The 17,382-nt window shown below is 63.1% G+C and carries 12 protein-coding genes; 4 read left to right on the forward strand and 8 right to left on the reverse strand.

Annotated elements, in window-relative coordinates:
- The first annotated feature begins 145 nt into the window (after window positions 1-145).
- Window positions 146-1,795, forward strand: a complete 1,650-nt coding sequence (locus tag EN807_RS00425; RefSeq protein ID WP_135933460.1) for a lysine--tRNA ligase — start codon at window positions 146-148, stop codon at window positions 1,793-1,795.
- Here EN807_RS00425 and EN807_RS00430 read toward each other — a convergent pair.
- From EN807_RS00430 to EN807_RS00465, 8 genes are all read right to left on the reverse strand, one after another.
- Window positions 1,758-2,606, reverse strand: coding sequence for a thermonuclease family protein (locus tag EN807_RS00430; RefSeq protein ID WP_135933461.1), 849 nt, complete (start codon window positions 2,604-2,606; stop codon window positions 1,758-1,760). The two genes, EN807_RS00425 and EN807_RS00430, sit on opposite strands and share 38 nt — an antisense overlap.
- A 9-nt stretch (window positions 2,607-2,615) precedes the next feature.
- The gene (locus EN807_RS00435) at window positions 2,616-3,266 is read right to left on the reverse strand and encodes a helix-turn-helix transcriptional regulator (protein WP_127209416.1); all 651 of its coding nucleotides are present in this window, start codon (window positions 3,264-3,266) and stop codon (window positions 2,616-2,618) included.
- An 82-nt stretch (window positions 3,267-3,348) separates the two neighbouring features.
- The gene (locus tag EN807_RS00440) at window positions 3,349-5,568 is read right to left on the reverse strand and encodes a 3-hydroxyacyl-CoA dehydrogenase NAD-binding domain-containing protein (protein WP_135933462.1); all 2,220 of its coding nucleotides are present in this window, start codon (window positions 5,566-5,568) and stop codon (window positions 3,349-3,351) included.
- A 14-nt stretch (window positions 5,569-5,582) separates the two neighbouring features.
- Entirely contained in the window at window positions 5,583-6,791 is a 1,209-nt protein-coding gene (locus tag EN807_RS00445) for an acetyl-CoA C-acetyltransferase (RefSeq protein WP_135933463.1), read from the reverse strand.
- A 17-nt stretch (window positions 6,792-6,808) separates the two neighbouring features.
- Window positions 6,809-7,264: an OsmC family protein gene (locus EN807_RS00450; protein ID WP_135933464.1), complete on the reverse strand. Its 456-nt coding sequence runs from the start codon at window positions 7,262-7,264 to the stop codon at window positions 6,809-6,811.
- 8 nt (window positions 7,265-7,272) lie between these two features.
- The gene (locus EN807_RS00455; RefSeq protein WP_135933465.1) at window positions 7,273-8,445 is read right to left on the reverse strand and encodes an acyl-CoA dehydrogenase family protein; all 1,173 of its coding nucleotides are present in this window, start codon (window positions 8,443-8,445) and stop codon (window positions 7,273-7,275) included.
- A gap of 54 nt (window positions 8,446-8,499) precedes the next feature.
- A complete protein-coding gene (locus EN807_RS00460; protein WP_135933466.1) occupies window positions 8,500-10,296 on the reverse strand; it encodes an acyl-CoA dehydrogenase in 1,797 nt (598 codons plus the stop codon).
- Between the two features lie 311 nt (window positions 10,297-10,607).
- Entirely contained in the window at window positions 10,608-11,069 is a 462-nt protein-coding gene (locus EN807_RS00465) for a MerR family DNA-binding transcriptional regulator (RefSeq protein WP_127211562.1), read from the reverse strand.
- A gap of 472 nt (window positions 11,070-11,541) precedes the next feature.
- Between EN807_RS00465 and EN807_RS00470 the strand changes: the two genes are divergently transcribed.
- The 3 genes from EN807_RS00470 to EN807_RS00480 all read left to right on the forward strand — a co-directional run bounded on the left by EN807_RS00470 (window position 11,542) and on the right by EN807_RS00480 (window position 17,372).
- Window positions 11,542-15,465: an SEL1-like repeat protein gene (locus EN807_RS00470; RefSeq protein WP_135933467.1), complete on the forward strand. Its 3,924-nt coding sequence runs from the start codon at window positions 11,542-11,544 to the stop codon at window positions 15,463-15,465.
- Between the two features lie 192 nt (window positions 15,466-15,657).
- Window positions 15,658-16,581, forward strand: coding sequence for a sulfite exporter TauE/SafE family protein (locus EN807_RS00475; RefSeq protein WP_135933468.1), 924 nt, complete (start codon window positions 15,658-15,660; stop codon window positions 16,579-16,581).
- A complete protein-coding gene (locus EN807_RS00480; protein ID WP_135933469.1) occupies window positions 16,581-17,372 on the forward strand; it encodes a TIGR02186 family protein in 792 nt (263 codons plus the stop codon). The genes EN807_RS00475 and EN807_RS00480 overlap by 1 nt, the downstream gene beginning before the upstream one ends.
- The last annotated feature ends 10 nt before the right edge of the window (window positions 17,373-17,382 follow it).

Raw genomic sequence — 17,382 nt, forward strand, 5'->3', positions numbered from 1 at the left:
CCGAAGTTAGGAACGCGGCACCGACGCCGCAAGGAAAAAGAGCCGCGATCGTTGACGCCCACGGCAGGCACGCCTAGAGACCGGTTGAAAACCTCTTCCGGCCCCTTTTGCGGTGATGCCGGCGAACGATTTGGAAAACAGTGACATGGCGGGATCAAATATCGTCGATCTCAATCCCGAGGTGCTTGCGGCAGCGGCTGAAAGCAAGGCGTGGCCGTTCGAAGAAGCCAGAAAGATCGTCGAGCGCTACAAAGACACTGATTTTCCCGAGACCGTTCTGTTTGAGACCGGCTACGGTCCGTCGGGGCTGCCGCACATCGGTACTTTCGGCGAGGTCGCACGCACCTCGATGGTGCGCCATGCCTTCCGCGTCCTCACCCGGGACGCGATCAAGACCAAAATATTGTGCTTTTCCGACGACATGGACGGCATGCGGAAGATTCCGGACAACGTCCCTGATCGCGCCGCACTCGAGCCGCACCTGCACAAGCCGCTCTCGTCCGTCCCCAACCCTTTCGGCGGCGACTATGCGAGCTTCGCAGACCACAACAACGCAATGCTTTGCCGTTTCCTGGACACGTTCGGCTTCGACTACGAGTTCGCCAGCGCGACGGAATACTACAAGGCTGGCCGTTTCGACGACGTTCTGCTGCGCGCTGCCGAACGTTTCGATAAGATTATGGACGTGATGCTGCCGACGCTCGGAGTGGAGCGTCAGGCGACCTACAGTCCGTTTTTGCCGATTTCCCCCAAAAGTGGCCGCGTGCTTTACGTCCCCATGAAGCGTATCGACGCCAAGGCCGGCACTATCACCTTCGATGATGACGGCACCGAAACCACGCTGCCCATAACCCGCGGCAGGGTGAAGCTGCAATGGAAGCCGGATTTCGGCATGCGCTGGGCGGCGCTCGGCGTCGATTTCGAAATGTTCGGCAAAGACCACCAGACGAATGCGGTGATCTACGACCGTATCTGCAATATCCTGGGCGGGCGCGCGCCGGAGCATTTCGTCTACGAGCTGTTCCTGGACGAGAACGGCCAGAAGATTTCGAAGTCGAAGGGCAACGGACTGACCATAGACGAGTGGCTGACCTACGCGCCGACCGAAAGCCTCGAACTCTACATGTACCAGCGGCCGCGGCAGGCAAAGAAGCTCTATTTCGACGTCATTCCGAAGGCGGTGGACGAGTATTACGCCTTTTTGTCCGCCTATCGCCGGCAGGAGTGGAAGGAGCGGCTGGGAAATCCCGTCTGGCACATGCATGACGGTAACCCGCCTGTCGTCGACCTGCCGGTGTCGTTCGCGCTGATGCTCAATCTGGTCAGCGCCTCGAACGCCCAGAACAAGGACGTGCTGTGGGGGTTCATTTCGCGCCACACATCGGGCGTGACGCCGAGGACCCATCCCGAGCTCGACCGGCTGGCCGAATATGCGATCCGCTATTTCGACGATTTCGTGAAGCCGGCCAAGGTGTACCGGGCCGCCGACGCGGTCGAGCGCGAGGCGCTGACGAAACTGTCCGAGGCGCTCGCCGCGTTGCCGCCAGATGCCAATGGCGAGGTGATCCAGAATGTAGCCCTAAACGTCGCGCGCAAGATTGAACGCTATCAGGACCATTCGAAGCAGAGCCCGGAGGGCGGGCCGGGCGTCTCTGTCGCCTTTTTCCAGATGATCTACCAGGTGCTGATCGGACAGGAGCGCGGCCCACGCTTCGGTTCCTTCGCCGCGCTCTACGGCATCGCAGAAACCCGCGCGCTCATTCAGAAGGCGCTGGCTGGTCAGCTGGCGGCGTAGCCGTCGTCTCGGTTGGCGGCGTAGCCGTCGCCGACGGATCGAGAATCAGCTGCGTCGGCTGCGCTGCCGCGACAGGTGCTGGTGCCGGAGGCAGGCCGGCGAGACTGGGCGCCGGCCCGAAAATGCCCTTCATCGCCGTACGCGCCTTCTCGCCGGCCTCGACGTAAGGGCCACCCTCGGCTGCGCGCGCCCAGCCGTTTTCGATCAACCACTGACCGACATCCTGGTTGCCAACGCGGCATTCGGCGGCGATCAGGTCGCGGCCGCCTTCGGGCGGCACCGCGCAAACCACCGCCCGGCCGCGTAGGAAAGCACGGAACGCCGTTCGCGCCCGGCTGCCGCACGTCCAGGACTTGCCGCCATCGGCGCAAGTCTCGTCCTGCCTGACGATGTCGATACCCGAAATCGCGACCGAGTAGCCCTTGGCCTCGATCATACCGGCGGCCGGCGCAACCGGCTGGAACAGTTTTGTCCCGTTCCAGTCGTCGGGCATTTTCAATTTGGGCGGTTTGGCCAGCGCTAGGTCACTCAGCGGCGCGCGCGGCTCGACCCGTTCAAGCTCTTCGGGCTGAAGCGGCGGCGGCGCGACGACCTCGGGATCGATGGCCCTGGAATGCGCCTCCGGCCTCGCCGCTTTGGGGCGCGGGATCGCGGCGGTGGCAGGCGCGTCGGATTGCGCCGCCATGCCGGCCTGCGCTCGAGCCGCGACACGGCCGTTTTCGTCATGCAGCACGGCGCGGCCGCCGGCGCCGATCGCGGCCCCCATTACCAAGATCGTCAACACCGCAGCAGCTGCATGAAGCGGACGCACTGGCGGCCCCTACTGGCTTGCCCAGACAATCCGCGCCACCCATTCGACATCGCGCATAGGGATGTCGCGGTCCGGGTGATCGGGATTGAGCGAGACCAGCATGATCGACTTCGACGACTGACGGTCCAGCACCTTGGCCATGACCTCGCCGGCATTGGTCTTGACGACGACCCGGTCGCCCTTGCGGGTGGCAGCGCCCGGCTCGACGATCAGCACATCGCCATTGCGGTAGAGCGGCAGCATGGAATCGCCCTGGACCTGCAGCGCATAGGAGGTTTCGGTCGCCTGTGCCGGAAGCTCGATCAGGTCCCAGCCCTGCCCCGCCGGAAAACCGGCATCATCGAAGAAGCCGCCGGCACCGGCCTGGGCGAAGCCGAGCAGCGGCACCGAAGACCTCTGTGGGGGCAAAGATCCGGGAACGGGCTTGCCGCGGCCTTCGACCAGTCCCGTGAATTCGTCGAGCGAGGCGCCCGTCGCCTCGATGATCTTGGCCAGCGATTCGGTCGACGGCCAGCGCGGCCGCCCGTCCGAGGACAGCCGCTTCGACTTGTTGAAGGCAGTCGAATCAAGGCCCGCTCGCTTCGCCAGCCCGGAGGCCGAGAGCGAATAGCGCTCGGCGAGAGCATCGATGGCGGCCCATACGCGGTCATGCGAGAGCACTTTTGCTCTCCTTCAGAACAGGAAAAAATACCTTCTCCGTTCTAACCGGTGGCCGTGATTTTGTCCACCACCGAAGGCGGCGTCACGCCGCCTTCTTGGCTTCGCTCCTGGCATAGGGATCGAAGCGTTCGTAGAAAGTCTCGCCCTTCTCCGCCATGTTGAGCAGGAGCTTCGGCGCCTTGAACTCGGCGCCGTACTTCTTTTGCAGGCCCTTGGCGATCTTGACGAATTTCTTTGAGCCGATGCCGTCGATGTAGGACAGCACGCCGCCGGTAAAGGGCGCGAAGCCGAAGGCGAGGATCGAGCCGACATCGGCTTCGCGCGGATCGGTGACGATGCCCTCCTCCATCACCCGCGCCGCCTCTAGCGCGATGGTGACCAGGAGCCGCTGCTTCAGTTCCTCATAGTCGACCTTTTCCGGCGCCAACTGCGGATAGAGATCCTTCAGGCCCGGCCACAACTTCTTCTTGGCAGGCTTTTGCGGATAGTCGTAAAAACCCTTGCCGTTCTTGCGGCCAAAGCGACCATGCGTATCGACCAGCGTGTTGATCAGCGCCATCTGCTTCGGGTCGACCGCGTTTTCGCCGAGATCGCGCATGGTCTGCTTCATGATCTTCTGCGCGAGGTCGATCGCCGTTTCGTCCGTGAGCGCCAAAGGACCGACCGGCATGCCGGCGGCCTTCGCCGCATTCTCGATGATCGGCGCCGGAACGCCCTCGATCAGCATCTTGTAGGCTTCCGACATGTAGCGCAGCACGCAGCGGTTGACGTAGAAGCCGCGCGTGTCGTTGACGACGATCGGCGTCTTCTTGATGGCGCGGACGAAGTCGATCGCGGCGGCCAGCGCCTTGTCGCCCGTCTTCTTGCCCAAAATGATCTCGACCAGCATCATCTTGTCGACCGGCGAGAAGAAATGGATGCCGATGAAATTCTTCGGCCGCGCCGAATTCTTCGCCAGCGACGTGATCGGGATGGTGGACGTGTTCGACGCGAAGACCGCCGACGGCTTCAGCATGGCCTCCGCCTTTTCGGTGGCGTCCTTCTTGACGCCCGAATCCTCGAACACCGCCTCGACCACCAGGTCGCAGCCTGCGAGGTCGGCATAGTCTGCCGTCGGCGTGATCAGCGACAGCAGCCTGTCCTTGTCCTCTGGCTTGGCGCGGCCCTTCCTGACCTGATCCGAGATCAGGCCGTCCGAATGCGCCTTGCCCTTGGCGGCAGCTTCCATGTCGCGGTCGAGCAGCACCACCGGAATGCCGGCCTTGGCCGTAACATAGGCGATGCCGGCGCCCATGAAGCCGGCGCCGAGCACGCCGATCTTCTTGAACTTGGTTTCCGGCACGCCGGCCGGGCGGCGTGCACCCTTGTTCAGTTCCTGCAGCGAGACGAACAGCGAGCGGATCATCGCCGCTGCTTCCCTGGTCTGCATGATCTCGGTGAAATAACGCTGCTCGATGCGCAAGGCGATGTCGAACGGCACCAGCAGGCCTTCATAGACGCATTTCAAGATGGCGGCGGCGGCAGGGTAGTTGCCATGGGTCTCGCGACGCAGGATGGCGATTGCCGGAGGCCACAGATTGGCGCCGGCCACCGAATAGACCGGGCCGCCGGGTAGCTTGAAGCCCTTCTCGTCCCACGGCGCCACCGGTTTCAGGCCATTTCTGATCATGGCCTTGGCGGTCTCGACCAGCTTCTGCGGCTCGGCGATCTCGTGGATCAGGCCCATCGACTTGGCCTTCTGCGGCGACAGCGTCTGGCCGGAGGTCAGCATCTGCAGCGCCTGCTGCTGGTCGGTCAGCCGCGGCACGCGCTGGGTGCCGCCGGCGCCCGGGAAGATGCCGATCTTCACTTCGGGGAGCGCCATCTTGACCTTGTCGGAATCGGCCGCGACACGGCCATGGCAAGCGAGCGACAACTCGAATGCGCCGCCCATGCAGGTTCCGTTGATCGCCGACACCCACGGCTTGCCAGAGGTTTCCAGTTTGCGGAACAGGCCGGTCATATAGCCGGCATTCTCGAACAGCGCCTTGGTCGCCTTGTCCAGGTCCTTGGCTTTGTCGGCGGCGAAGGTCGCCAACATCTTCTGCAGCATGGTGATGTCGGCGCCGCCAGAGAAACTATCCTTGCCGGAGGTGATCACCGCCCCCTTTATCGCCGCGTCGCTCGCCACCTTGTCGACGATGGCGTTCAGTTCCAGCATCGCTTCTTCGGTGAAGACGTTCATCGAGCGGCCAGGCATATCCCAGGTGACCAGCGCGATGCCGTCAGCGTCGATGTCGAGGGTGAAGTTGGTGTAGCTCATCGTCTTTCTCCCGGTCAGACGCGTTCGATGATCGTTGCGGTGCCCATGCCGGCGCCGATGCAGAGCGTCACCAGCGCGGTGTTCAGGTCGCGGCGCTCCAGTTCGTCCAGCACCGTTCCGAAGATCATCGCACCTGTGGCGCCGAGCGGATGGCCCATGGCGATGGCGCCGCCATTGACGTTGATCCTATCGTGCGAAATGTCGAAAGCCTGCATGTAGCGCAGCACCACCGAGGCGAACGCCTCGTTGAGCTCGAATAGGTCGATGTCCGACAGCTTCATCCTGGCGCGCTTCAGCAGCTTCTCGGTCACGTCGACTGGACCGGTCAGCATCAGCACCGGTTCCGAGCCGATATTGGCGAATGCTCGGATGCGCGCGCGCGGCTTCAGGCCGAGCGACTTTCCAGCCTTCTTGGAGCCGAGCAGAACGGCCGCCGCGCCATCGACGATGCCGGACGAATTGCCGGCGTGGTGGACGTGATTGACCTCCTCCACCTCGGGATGCTTCTGCACCGCGACGGCATCGAAGCCGCCCATTTCGCCGGGCATGACGAAGGACGGGTTGAGTGCGGCCAGCGACTGCATATCGGTCGAAGGCCGCATGTGCTCGTCGTGGTCGAGGATGGTCAGGCCGTTCTGATCCTTGATCGAGATCACCGAATTCTTGAAGCGGCGTTCGCCCCAGGCTTTGGCGGCGCGCTTCTGGCTCTCGACCGCATAGGCGTCGACGTCGTCGCGCGAAAAGCCGTATTTCGTGGCGATCAGATCGGCCGAGATGCCTTGCGGCACAAACCAGGCCGGCAGGCCGACCGAAGGATCCATGAACCAGGCGCCGCCGGATGCGCCCATGCCGACGCGCGACATCGATTCGACGCCGCCGGCGATGACGATCTCGTCGGCGCCTTGCGCGATCTTGGCCGCGCCGAAATTGATGGCGTCCAGGCCAGAGGCGCAGAAACGCGAGATCTGCATGCCGGGCGCTTTCGTGTCGTAACCTGCCTCGAAGGCGGCGGCACGCGGAATGACAGAACCCGCCTCGCCGACCGGGTCGACGCAACCGAAGATAATGTCGTCGACGGTGCCGGTATCCAGCCCATTGCGGTCGCGGATCGCCTCAAGCACCTTGGCGCCGAGCCGCACCGCCGGCACCTCGTGCAGCGAGCCATCCTTCTTGCCCCTGCCGCGCGGCGTTCGCACTGCGTCATAGACATAAGCTTCGGCCATTGGTGATCTCCTGTGATCTAGAATCGGGGTTCGACCACCACTTCGGTCCGCACCGAATTGGCGATGAAACAGGCGTCATGCGCCTTGTGGTGAATGCTCTCGATTGTAGCTACGTCCGCGTCGCATTCGACGAGCGGACGAAGGGTTACATGTGTGATGGCCGTGCGCCCTTCAGCATTCTTGGCCATCAGGCCTTCGGCTTCATCGTGATAAGATCGGACACTGACCTTAGCGCGTTTTGCGAGGTCCAGGAACCAGAGCATGTGGCAAGAAGAAAGCGAAGCGACGAACAGTTCTTCCGGATCAACGCTTTTTGCATCGCTGAAAGGTGCCGCCACGATCGTCGGCGATGCGGAAGCGGAGACGGCCGCGCCGCCATCAAAATGAAGTTCATGGACGCGGGAATACCGGCCGGAGAGGAAATCCTCCCCTGCTCCCGGCTTCCAGCGAAGCTCAGCAAAATGCTTCGACATGCGACCTCCTAAAGGCTCCGCCCGATCAGCAATTTCATGATCTCGTTGGTGCCGCCGTAGATGCGCTGGACGCGGGCGTCGCGGAACATGCGGGCGATCGGATACTCATTCATGTAGCCATAGCCGCCATGCAATTGAAGGCACTCGTCGACGACTTTTCCCTGCAGGTCGGACAGCCAGTATTTGGCCATCGAGGCCGTCACCGGGTCGAGGCCACCATTGACATGGCGGGCGACGCAGTCGTTGTAGAAGACCCGGCCGATGGTTGCTTCGGTCTTCAGTTCGGCGAGCTTGAACTGGGTATTCTGGAATTCGATAATCGCCTTGCCGAAGGCTTTGCGCTCCTTGACGTAGTCGATGGTCAACGCCAGCGCCCGCTCGATCATGGCGATGGCGCCGGTGCCGATCTGCAGCCGCTCCTGCGGCAATTGCTGCATCAGCTGGACGAAGCCCTGGCCTTCCTCGTGGCCGAGCAGATTGGAGGTCGGCACGCGCATATCGTTGAAGAACAGTTCCGACGTGTCGTTGGCCTTGAGCCCGATCTTGTCGAGGTTGCGGCCGCGCTCGAACCCTTCCACCTCGTCGGTCTCGACGACGATCAGCGAAGTGCCCTTGGCGCCCTTCTCCGGATCGGTCTTGGTGACGACTATGATGAAATTGGCGAGCTGGCCGTTGGTGATGAAGGTCTTCGAGCCGTTGACCTTGTACTGGTTGCCGTCCTTCTCGGCTCGCGTCTTGACGCCCTGCAGGTCGGAGCCGGCGCCGGGCTCGGTCATGGCGATGGCGCCGATCAGCTCGCCGGTCGCCAGTTTCGGCAGCCATCTCTTCTTCTGCTCCTCCGAGCCATAATGGAGGATATAAGGGGCGACAATCGAATTGTGCAGGCCGATGCCGAAACCGTCGACGCCGACGTGGCCGATCGCCTCGATGATGGCGCTCTCATGCGCGAATGTCCCGCCCGAGCCGCCATATTCCTCCGGCATCGAGGCACAGAGCAGACCGGCCGCCCCCGCCTTTAGCCAGCACTCGCGGTCGACCATCTCGTTCATCTCGAACTGGTCATAGCGCGGCGCGATCTCTTCCGACATGAAGCGGTGCGCCATGTCGTAGAGCATGCCGACCTCATCCGCCGCCCAGGCGGGTTTGGGCAAAGCAAGCACTTCGGCAGGATTTATCGCCACGATTTTCCTCCGTGTATCGACAGGTTAAGGCCGGCTGTACCGACGCTGTCGAGCTTAGAACGCTTCCGCTGGCAGTGCCATCAATGTCTCGGCGCCGCTGGAGATGCGGGCGAGGTGTGCCGACGTTTCCGGCATGATCCGCTCCATGAAGAAGCGCGCCGTCACAAGCTTGCTGTCGTAGAAGGTCGAAGGCCCATTGGCGCCACTCGCCAATTTCGCCCCGGCTGCCTTGGCCATCTGCGCCCACATGTAGCCCAGCGCCACAAGGCCGAAGAGATGCATGTAGTCGGTTGAGGCGGCGCCGGCGTTGTCGGGCTTGGCCATGCTGTTCTGCATCAGCCACATCGTCGCCGCCTGCAGATCGTTGAGGCCCTTCTTCAGCGCCTTGGTGAAAGGCGCCATCTTCTCGTCGGTGCGGTTCTCCTCGCAGAATTCGCCGACCTCCTTGAAGAAGGCCTGCACGGCGCGGCCGCCATTCAAGGCCAGCTTGCGGCCGACGAGGTCGAGTGCCTGGATGCCGTTGGCGCCTTCGTAGATCATGGCGATGCGAGCATCGCGCACGAACTGGCTCATGCCGTGCTCTTCGATGTAGCCGTGGCCGCCGAACACTTGCTGCGCCATCACCGCGTGGTCGAAACCCTTGTCGGTGAGCACGCCCTTGACCACCGGTGTCATCAGGCCGGTGTAGTCGTCGGCAGCCTGGCGGTCCTTGTCGTCACTGGCACGGTGAGCGATGTCCGACTTGATCGCCGTCCACAGCGCCAGCGCGCGGCCGGCCTCGTTGAAGGCCTTCATGGTCATCAGGCTGCGGCGGATGTCGGGATGGACGATGATCGGATCGGCTTTCTTGTCCGGCGCCTTCGGCCCGGACAACGAGCGACCCTGCAGGCGATCCTTGGCATAGGACACAGCGTTCTGGTAGGCGACCTCCGACAGAGACAGCCCTTGCAGGCCGACGCCGAGCCGGGCTTCGTTCATCATCGTGAACATGGCCTTCAGCCCGCCATTGGCCTCGCCGAGCAGCGTGCCTTGCGCCTCGTCATAGTTCATGACGCAGGTCGAATTGCCATGGATGCCCATCTTCTCCTCGATCGAGCCGCAGGACACGGTATTCTTCTCGCTAGGATTGCCTGATGCATCGAGCTTGAGCTTCGGCACGATGAACAGCGAAATGCCCTTCACGCCTTCCGGTGCGCCCTCGATGCGGGCCAGCACGAGGTGGACGATGTTGTCCGACATGTCGTGCTCGCCGGCCGATATGAATATCTTCTGGCCTGAGATCCTGTAGGTGCCGTCGCCATTGGGAACCGCCTTAGTGCGCAGCAGGCCGAGATCGGTGCCGCAATGCGGCTCGGTCAGGTTCATGGTGCCTGTCCAGGCGCCCTCGACCAGCTTCGGCAGCCAGATCGCCTTCTGCTCGTCGGTGCCGTGAGTAATAATCGCCGCGATCGCGCCCTGCGTCAGGCCGGGATACATCATCAGCGACATGTTGGCCGAAACCATGTATTCGGAAACAGCGGTATGCACCGCGTAAGGCAGACCCTGGCCGCCAAATTCGACGGGTGCGGCCAGTCCCATCCAGCCGCCATCGCGATACTGGTCGAAGGCCTCCTTGAAGCCTTTCGGCGTCCTCACTGAGCCATCGTCATGGCGCGCGCAACCTTCCATGTCACCGACGCGGTTCAGCGGCTGCATGACGTTTTCGGCGAGCTTGGCGCCCTCGGCGAGGATGGCCTCGACCACATCCGACGTCGCGTCGGAAAATCCGGGAAGGTTCGAATAGCGTTGGTAGCCCAGTACCTCGTTCAGCACAAACAGTGTGTCCTGGACCGGCGCCCTGTAGATCGGCATGCGTTTTCCTCCACCATGCGGCCTTGGCCCCGAAATCAAGCCCCAAGATGAAGTCAGGGACAGCATGCGGACCAATGTTCAGGTCGGGGATAGCAAAAGTTGACGTTTGCGTAAACGTCAATTTTTTGATGCGACAAATTTTCCCGAAGCCTCACCCGTGAGCGTAGCGGCGCTACACCGTTGAAGCCAGTGCGGAACAAATTGAAATGCAGTCATCCCGACGCAGCCGGAAGACAGAAAGAGCCGCGCGGCCAAGGCCACACGGCTCTCATTCGTCAGAAGCCCGGTCACCGGAAGCCGGCGAGATCGAATTATCCGGCGACGCTGGCCTGCGGCGCCGCACGTTCGCTTAGCATCTGACGGACCGCCGCCATCGAGTTGCTCAACTCGTTGATGGCGTCGTCGATCAGCGCCCGCTGCTTCTGCAGACGGGCAAGCTGCTTCTCCGACTTGTCGAGCGCCAGTCGCAACTGCTTGGTGTTGGAGCCTGTCGGGTCATACAGATCCATCATCTGCTTGACGTCACGCAGCGAAAATCCGACCTTGCGGCCGAGCAGGATCAGTTTCAGCCGGGCCTTGTCGCGGCGCGTGTAGAGACGGGTCGAGCCGTCGCGCTGCGGATTGAGAAGGCCCTTGTCCTCGTAGAAACGCAGCGTGCGCAGCGTAACTCCGTATTTCTTGGCCATTTCGCCGATGCGGACAAGATCCTCGCCGGCTTTATCAGACATGTTATTGGTATTGGCCGCGGCTTCGCCGGGCGAAACAAGTTTCATGGTCACTGGCTTCCCCATCTGGTGGCGTCGCGGTCCCGCACCTTGCGTCGCCTGAGTGGAAGCGGGGGCGTGCTTCCACTCGTGGTTTCAACAAACAAATCGCAAACGGCGCAGTCTGCACCTTTACGTTTACGTCAATTCTATACCGATAGCCGCCTCACGAAGCAAGGGCGTTGTGGGGAGGAACTTTTGCCGCATCCGGCACCGCATGGCCCGGCGGCGCTTAGGCGGCCCGCCAACACGTTGTAACTTCTTAAGCTTAGTTAACGCGTTGTTTACCACGTTGGGCGAAATGTGCGCATGTCGGTTACCCGTGTTTATTCTGTAGCGAATTTTTCACGGTTTTTCGGAGCGCGGGTGAAACCCGGGAAGTTGGTCTTCCGCCGTAGCTAAGCCGCGCGGCCGCCTTCGTTTCCGGCAGGACTTTGGGAAACTGGTCATAAGCCAGCAGTAATTCTGAACGGGCGCATCGATGAACAGCAAGCGGTCCTATCTCGATACACTCAACGCCGGCAGGCTGCGCAGGCCGCACACCACGCTTGAACAGCTCAACCGTTCCCTGGAAACGCTGGAGCAGCGGCTGGAGCGGACGCGCGAGGACATGAGCGAGCGTCCCGATCCGCGCCGGCCGAGCGCGGAGCCGCGCTATGCCAGCGCCCGACCCTATGAGGATCCGCGCCTCGCACAGCCGCCGAAAAGCCCGGCGCCGGCTACCTTCGACCAGAGTTACCAGGCGATCGCCCGCGACATCGACCGCGTCCGCGGCCAAGAAGACGGCGTCGCTGTGGTCGGCAAGATCGCCGGCGAATTGCGCGGTCTGCGCGAGGAACTGCGCCACCAGATGACCGCCGGCCTGCAGCGCGAATTCGAAGCGCTGCGCAAGGACATCGAGCGGGCTTTCCAGGCAAGCGCCCAGCCGGGTGACCAATCGGGGGGCGGCAAAGGCAGCGCCGAACTTGGCGTCGAGTTCGAGCGGCTTTCCGGCGCCATCCAGACCCTTGCTGAAAAGAGCGACGACAGAAGCGTCAACATGCTCCGGCTCGAGCTGGAGCAGGTCAAGGCCGCGCTCGACACGTTGGCGCGCGAGGAGAGCGTGCAGGCGGTCGGCCGCCGCTGGGACGATTTCGACCGCCGCTGGACCGCGTTCGAGGACCGTGTCGATGCCGATCAGCGCAAGCGGTCCGACGCACCCGGTCTTTCGATGCTGACCGACCGGCTCGAACAGATCAGCAATGCCGTCAACAATTTGCCGGAATCACTGTCGCTGCGGTCGCTCGAAGAAAAGGTCCGCACGCTTGCCGGTGCCGTCGATCATTTCGCCAGGCAGCAGGACAATCGCGGCAGCGGAACATTCGGTATGATCGACGAGCGGCTGGACGAGATTTCCCGCGCTATCGTCGCATCCACCGTCGCCGCGCAGGCCAATTCAATCGACCCCGAACCCCTCGAACGAATCGAGAAGCGAATCGCCTCGCTGGCCCAGCAGATCGAGGAAGTCACGCAAGTTCACCCGAGCGGCGAGATTATTGACCGCCTCAACATGCTGTCGAGCCGGGTCGACGATCTTGCCGGCCGGGCCAATTTGCCGGAGCAGGCGATGGAGCGTCTCGACAAGCAGATCGCGCTCATTGCCGACAAGATCGACAGGGCGCCTGCCATGCCGGATGCCGACTACATCTTCCAGGGGCTGGAGCAACGTTTCGACGTGCTGTCCGGCATGATAGAGCGCCGCCAAGGCGACGCGATCGAACAAGGCAACATGCTGTTTCGTGATCTCGAGCGCCGGCTGGACGAAGTCGTCGACAGGCTGGACCAACGTGTGCCGCAGATCGACGGGCCCGGCATCATGGACGCCATCGACGCCCGCTTCAGCGCGCTGGCCCAGCGCATGGAAACGCGCGTTCCCGATTCCGCAAGCGAAGCGGCGATCCGTGGCCTGGAAGGCCGCCTCGAAGATATTTCAAGCCGGCTGGATTCATCCGCGGCACAAGTCGCCGGCATCGACCCGGCCCTGATCCGCAGCTTGGAGGCGCAAGTCGCCGGTCTGTCGGCGCATCTTTCGAAGCCCGGCACGCCACTGCCGGAATTCGAGGACATCAGCCCCCGTCTCAACGAAATCGAGAAGTCGCTGGCTGGCACCCGCGATTCCATCCTCAGCGCGGCGCGCGAGGCAGCCGAGAGCGCCGTCCGTTCGCTGGCCGGCTCCAGTGCCAACACGGCGGCCGTCTCTGGCCTCGCCCAGGATCTGAAGACGCTCGAAGCACTGACGCGCCGTTCCGACGAGCGCAATTCGAGGACCTTCGAGGCCATTCACGACACGCTGCTCAAGATCGTCGACCGACTGGGCTCGCTGGAAACCGGCGAGGCGACCGAAGCCGCGAGCGAGTTCACGCAACCAGCTGCGCCGGTGCGCGCGCGGGCGGCACGAGCCTCCAAGATCACGGTCCAGGACGCGCCGTCCATGGATATCGACCAGCCATTACCGCTGACTGGAGACATGGCCGACCTTGACAGCCATGCCACGGCCATCATGCGCAATGAGCCAGACCCGCGCACGCCGGCCGAAGCCGCTGCGGCCGCGGCCATGGCGGCGCTTGGTTCGGATACGGTGACGGAGAAAAGTGAGCAGCCCGGCGGCCGGAAGTCGATTCTCGGCGGACTGGCGCGCGCCTTCAAGGGTAAGAAGGAGGCAGACGTTCCACCGCTTGCCGGCTCGGCGCCTGATGTCGAGATACCGAGCGCCGATCTCGACGAGCCGCTGGATCCGAAGGTTGCCAACCGGCCGCTGGAGCCCGGCTCCGGCCCCCCCGACCTCAACGCCATCATGAAACGCGTGCGCGACGAACGCGGACCGCCGGTCAGGGCCGGCAATCCCGATGCATCGAAATCCGACTTCATCGCCGCAGCCAGACGCGCGGCGCAAGCGGCCGCTGCCGAGGCCGACGCTCTCAAGCGGCAATCGACGATGAGCGGCCCGGTTAAGGCGCTGAGGATCGGCGACCTGCTCAAGGCGCGGCGCAAGCCGATCCTGATGGCGGCCGCCGCAGTCATGCTGGCGCTCGCCGGCTTACAATTGGGCAAGGCCTTTTTCTCGGACCCCGTTGAAATAGCCAGCAATGATGCGGCGCCGATCGCGGCCGCGCAGCCGGCGGAAACCACGTCGGCCGGCACCGCCAGCGAGCCGAAGAAGGACGCGCAAACTGCAGGACAGGAAAGCGCGCCGGCCCGCGCCGTCCGGCAGGCAGAGCCGTCCGAATCGATAGCCGAGGACGACATGCCGGCACAGGCCGCCGGCGCCGCGCTGTCGGACGCCGGAACGCCGATCGGCACCGCACCCGAGGTTGAACCCGTGCCTGCGCCCATGACTCCAACGGCGCCGCCCGATCCGGCGGCGGCGAATGTGACAGCCTCTGCACCTGCGGGCCCGACGGCTGCGGACACCGAGCCAATGGCCACAGCGAGGGCCGCCACGACGGCCACCCAAGAGATGACCGGCACGGTCACACCTGCGGATGCTTCGACGGCGGCGGCCACTGCCAACATCGACATCCCAGCCGATGCCGGCCCAACTGCCTTGCGTGACGCTGCGGCCGGCGGCGACGCCAAGGCGTTGTTCGAGATCGGCTCGCGCTATGCCGAATCGCGCGGCGTCAAGCAAGACATGGCAGCGGCCGCCAAATGGTACGAGAAATCAGCCGAACTCGGCTTCGCACCGGCGGAATACCGGATCGGCAACTTCTATGAGAAGGGCACTGGGGTCGCGCGCGACGTCAAGAAGGCGAAGACCTGGTACCAGCTCGCCGCGGCGCAGGGCAACGCCAGCGCCATGCACAATCTCGCCGTGCTCTTTGCCATGGCTGCGGACGGCGTGACCGACAATGAATCGGCCGCGCACTGGTTCCAGGCCGCCGCCGAGCTCGGCGTCAAGGACAGCCAGTTCAATCTCGGCATCCTGGCGGCGAAGGGCGTCGCCATGAAGCAGAATCTCGAAGAATCCTACAAATGGTTTGCACTTGTCGCCAAGACCGGCGACAAGGATGCGGCGGCAAAGCGCGACGAGATCGCCAAGGCGCTCAGGCCCGAGCAGCTCGAACGCGCACGCGCCGCCGCCGAACTGTGGAAGGCAGAGCCGATCGATCCTGCGGCCAATTCGGCCGACATTCCCGAATCATGGCAGGACGGCACGCCGCAGACGACCGCCAGCGTCGACATGAAGAAGGTCGTTCAGAATATCCAGCGCATTCTCAACAAGAACGGCTATGAGGCCGGCAATGCCGACGGCGTGATGGGCCAGAAAACCAAGGATGCCATCATGGCTTTCCAGACCGACAACGACCTGCAGGCGACGGGCGCGGTCGACGAAAAACTGGTCAAGGCGCTGCTTGCGCGCAAATAACGTCAGATGCGTCGTTTCCGCGACGCCGTTGCCACACATTTGCCTGTTAACTGATTGAGTTGTTTTTTGTTTCGGCGGCGTGGCGAGGTTTGACTTCGCCGCCCGGCCGGCGCAAGAACGAGATAGGCTTTTTGGCGCGAAATGCCCGCAACGGTTGCATTCGCCGAGAGGCAAACTGATCGAGACTGACGGGTGGGCATCTATCTCCCGATCGCGGAAATTTCCGTCAACATTTTCGTGCTGCTGGCCATGGGCGCGGCAGTAGGCTTCCTGTCGGGCATGTTCGGAGTGGGCGGCGGCTTCCTGATCACGCCGCTGCTGATCTTCTACAACATACCGCCGGCGATCGCGGTCGCCACCGGCGCCAACCAAGTCATCGCCTCCTCCTTCTCCGGCGCATTGTCGCATGTGAAGCGCGGCACGCTCGACTTCAAGCTCGGCGGTGTGCTTTTGGCAGGCGGCATCGTCGGCTCAACCTGCGGCATCTTTGTCTTTGGTTTCTTGCGCCGGCTCGGCCAGCTCGACCTGTTCATCTCGCTGCTCTATGTCGTGCTGCTTGGCACCGTCGGCGGGCTGATGCTGGTCGAGAGCGTCAATGCGCTGCGCGCCACCCGCAGCGGCGCGGCACCGGTGCTGAAGAAATCCGGCCAGCACAACTGGATCCACCGCTTGCCGCTGAAAATGCGGTTCAGGGCCTCGAAGCTTTTCGTCAGTGTCATCCCGGTGCTCGGCCTCGGCGCCGGCATCGGCTTCCTGTCGTCGATCATGGGCGTCGGTGGCGGTTTTATCATGGTACCGGCGCTGATCTATCTCTTGAAAGTGCCGACCAATGTCGTCATCGGCACCTCGCTGTTCCAGATCATCTTCACCTCGGCGTATACCACGCTGGTCCACGCCACAACTAACCAGACGGTCGACGTCATGCTCGCCTTCCTGTTGATGGCGGGCGGCGTCGCCGGCGCGCAATACGGCGCCAAGGCCGGCCAAAGGCTGCGTGGCGAGCAGCTCAGGGCGCTGCTCGCATTGCTGGTGCTGGCGGTCGCAATCCGGCTCGCCATCGATCTGTTCGTGACGCCGCCCAACCTCTATTCTCTTTCGGGCGTGGATCCGACCTGATGGCGGGCTTAAGGGCGTTCTTGGCCGTTGCCTCGCTGTCGCTGTTGGCAGTCGCGCCACCGGGAAAAGCGCAGACGCCAGCTACCGAAAATATCCAGATCGGCCTGTCCACCGACCATGTCTCAATCACCGCCGGCTTTTCCGGCGCCGATCTCACCATCTTCGGCTCATTGGAAAATGCCGACCCGCTTGTCGCGCGCCAAGGGCGCTACGACATCATCGTCGTGCTTGAAGGGCCGGCCCGGCCGGTCGTCGTGCGCCGCAAGGACCGGGTGCTCGGCATCTGGATCAATCTGGAGTCCGAAACCTTCGAGAATGTGCCGGTGTCCTATTCGGTGGCGACGACGCGCCCACTTCAGGACGTCACCGACCCCAACAGCTACAAGCAACTGTCACTCGGCGCCGCCAACATCTACATGCAGCCGGCCGACGATGGCGAGAGTCCGGCGACAATCCAGGAATTCACCGCGGCGCTGCGCGAGCGCAAAACGGCGACCGGCCTCTACAGCGAGAATGTTGGCGGCGTGCAGTTCCTGTCGCAGAACCTGTTCCGCGCCACCGTTAGGCTCGCCCCCAACGTTCCAGTCGGCACCCACAAGGCCCGTGCGTTTCTGTTCAAGAGCGGCCTGTTCATCAAGGAAAGCTCCGCCCAGCTCGAAATCCGCAAGTCCGGTTTCGAACAGTCGATCTTCCGCGTCGCCCACGATTATTCCTTCCTCTACGGCGTCTTCGCCGTATTGCTAGCCATGCTGACCGGCTGGCTAGGAAGACTGGTCTTCCGAAAGGACTAGACCCCTCCCG

The sequence above is a fragment of the Mesorhizobium sp. M5C.F.Ca.ET.164.01.1.1 genome (assembly GCF_004792125.1).
Lineage (GTDB): Bacteria > Pseudomonadota > Alphaproteobacteria > Rhizobiales > Rhizobiaceae > Mesorhizobium > Mesorhizobium wenxiniae.

Excerpts from the sequence above, each read along its gene's own strand:
- EN807_RS00450 (WP_135933464.1), bottom strand. The coding sequence starts at position 7,264 with ATGTCGAAGCATTTTGCTGAGCTTCGCTGGAAGCCGGGAGCAGGGGAG.
- EN807_RS00425 (WP_135933460.1), top strand. The coding sequence starts at position 146 with ATGGCGGGATCAAATATCGTCGATCTCAATCCCGAGGTGCTTGCGGCA.
- EN807_RS00470 (WP_135933467.1), top strand. The coding sequence starts at position 11,542 with ATGAACAGCAAGCGGTCCTATCTCGATACACTCAACGCCGGCAGGCTG.
- EN807_RS00460 (WP_135933466.1), bottom strand. The coding sequence starts at position 10,296 with ATGCCGATCTACAGGGCGCCGGTCCAGGACACACTGTTTGTGCTGAAC.
- EN807_RS00465 (WP_127211562.1), bottom strand. The coding sequence starts at position 11,069 with ATGAAACTTGTTTCGCCCGGCGAAGCCGCGGCCAATACCAATAACATG.
- EN807_RS00480 (WP_135933469.1), top strand. The coding sequence starts at position 16,581 with ATGGCGGGCTTAAGGGCGTTCTTGGCCGTTGCCTCGCTGTCGCTGTTG.
- EN807_RS00440 (WP_135933462.1), bottom strand. The coding sequence starts at position 5,568 with ATGAGCTACACCAACTTCACCCTCGACATCGACGCTGACGGCATCGCG.
- EN807_RS00445 (WP_135933463.1), bottom strand. The coding sequence starts at position 6,791 with ATGGCCGAAGCTTATGTCTATGACGCAGTGCGAACGCCGCGCGGCAGG.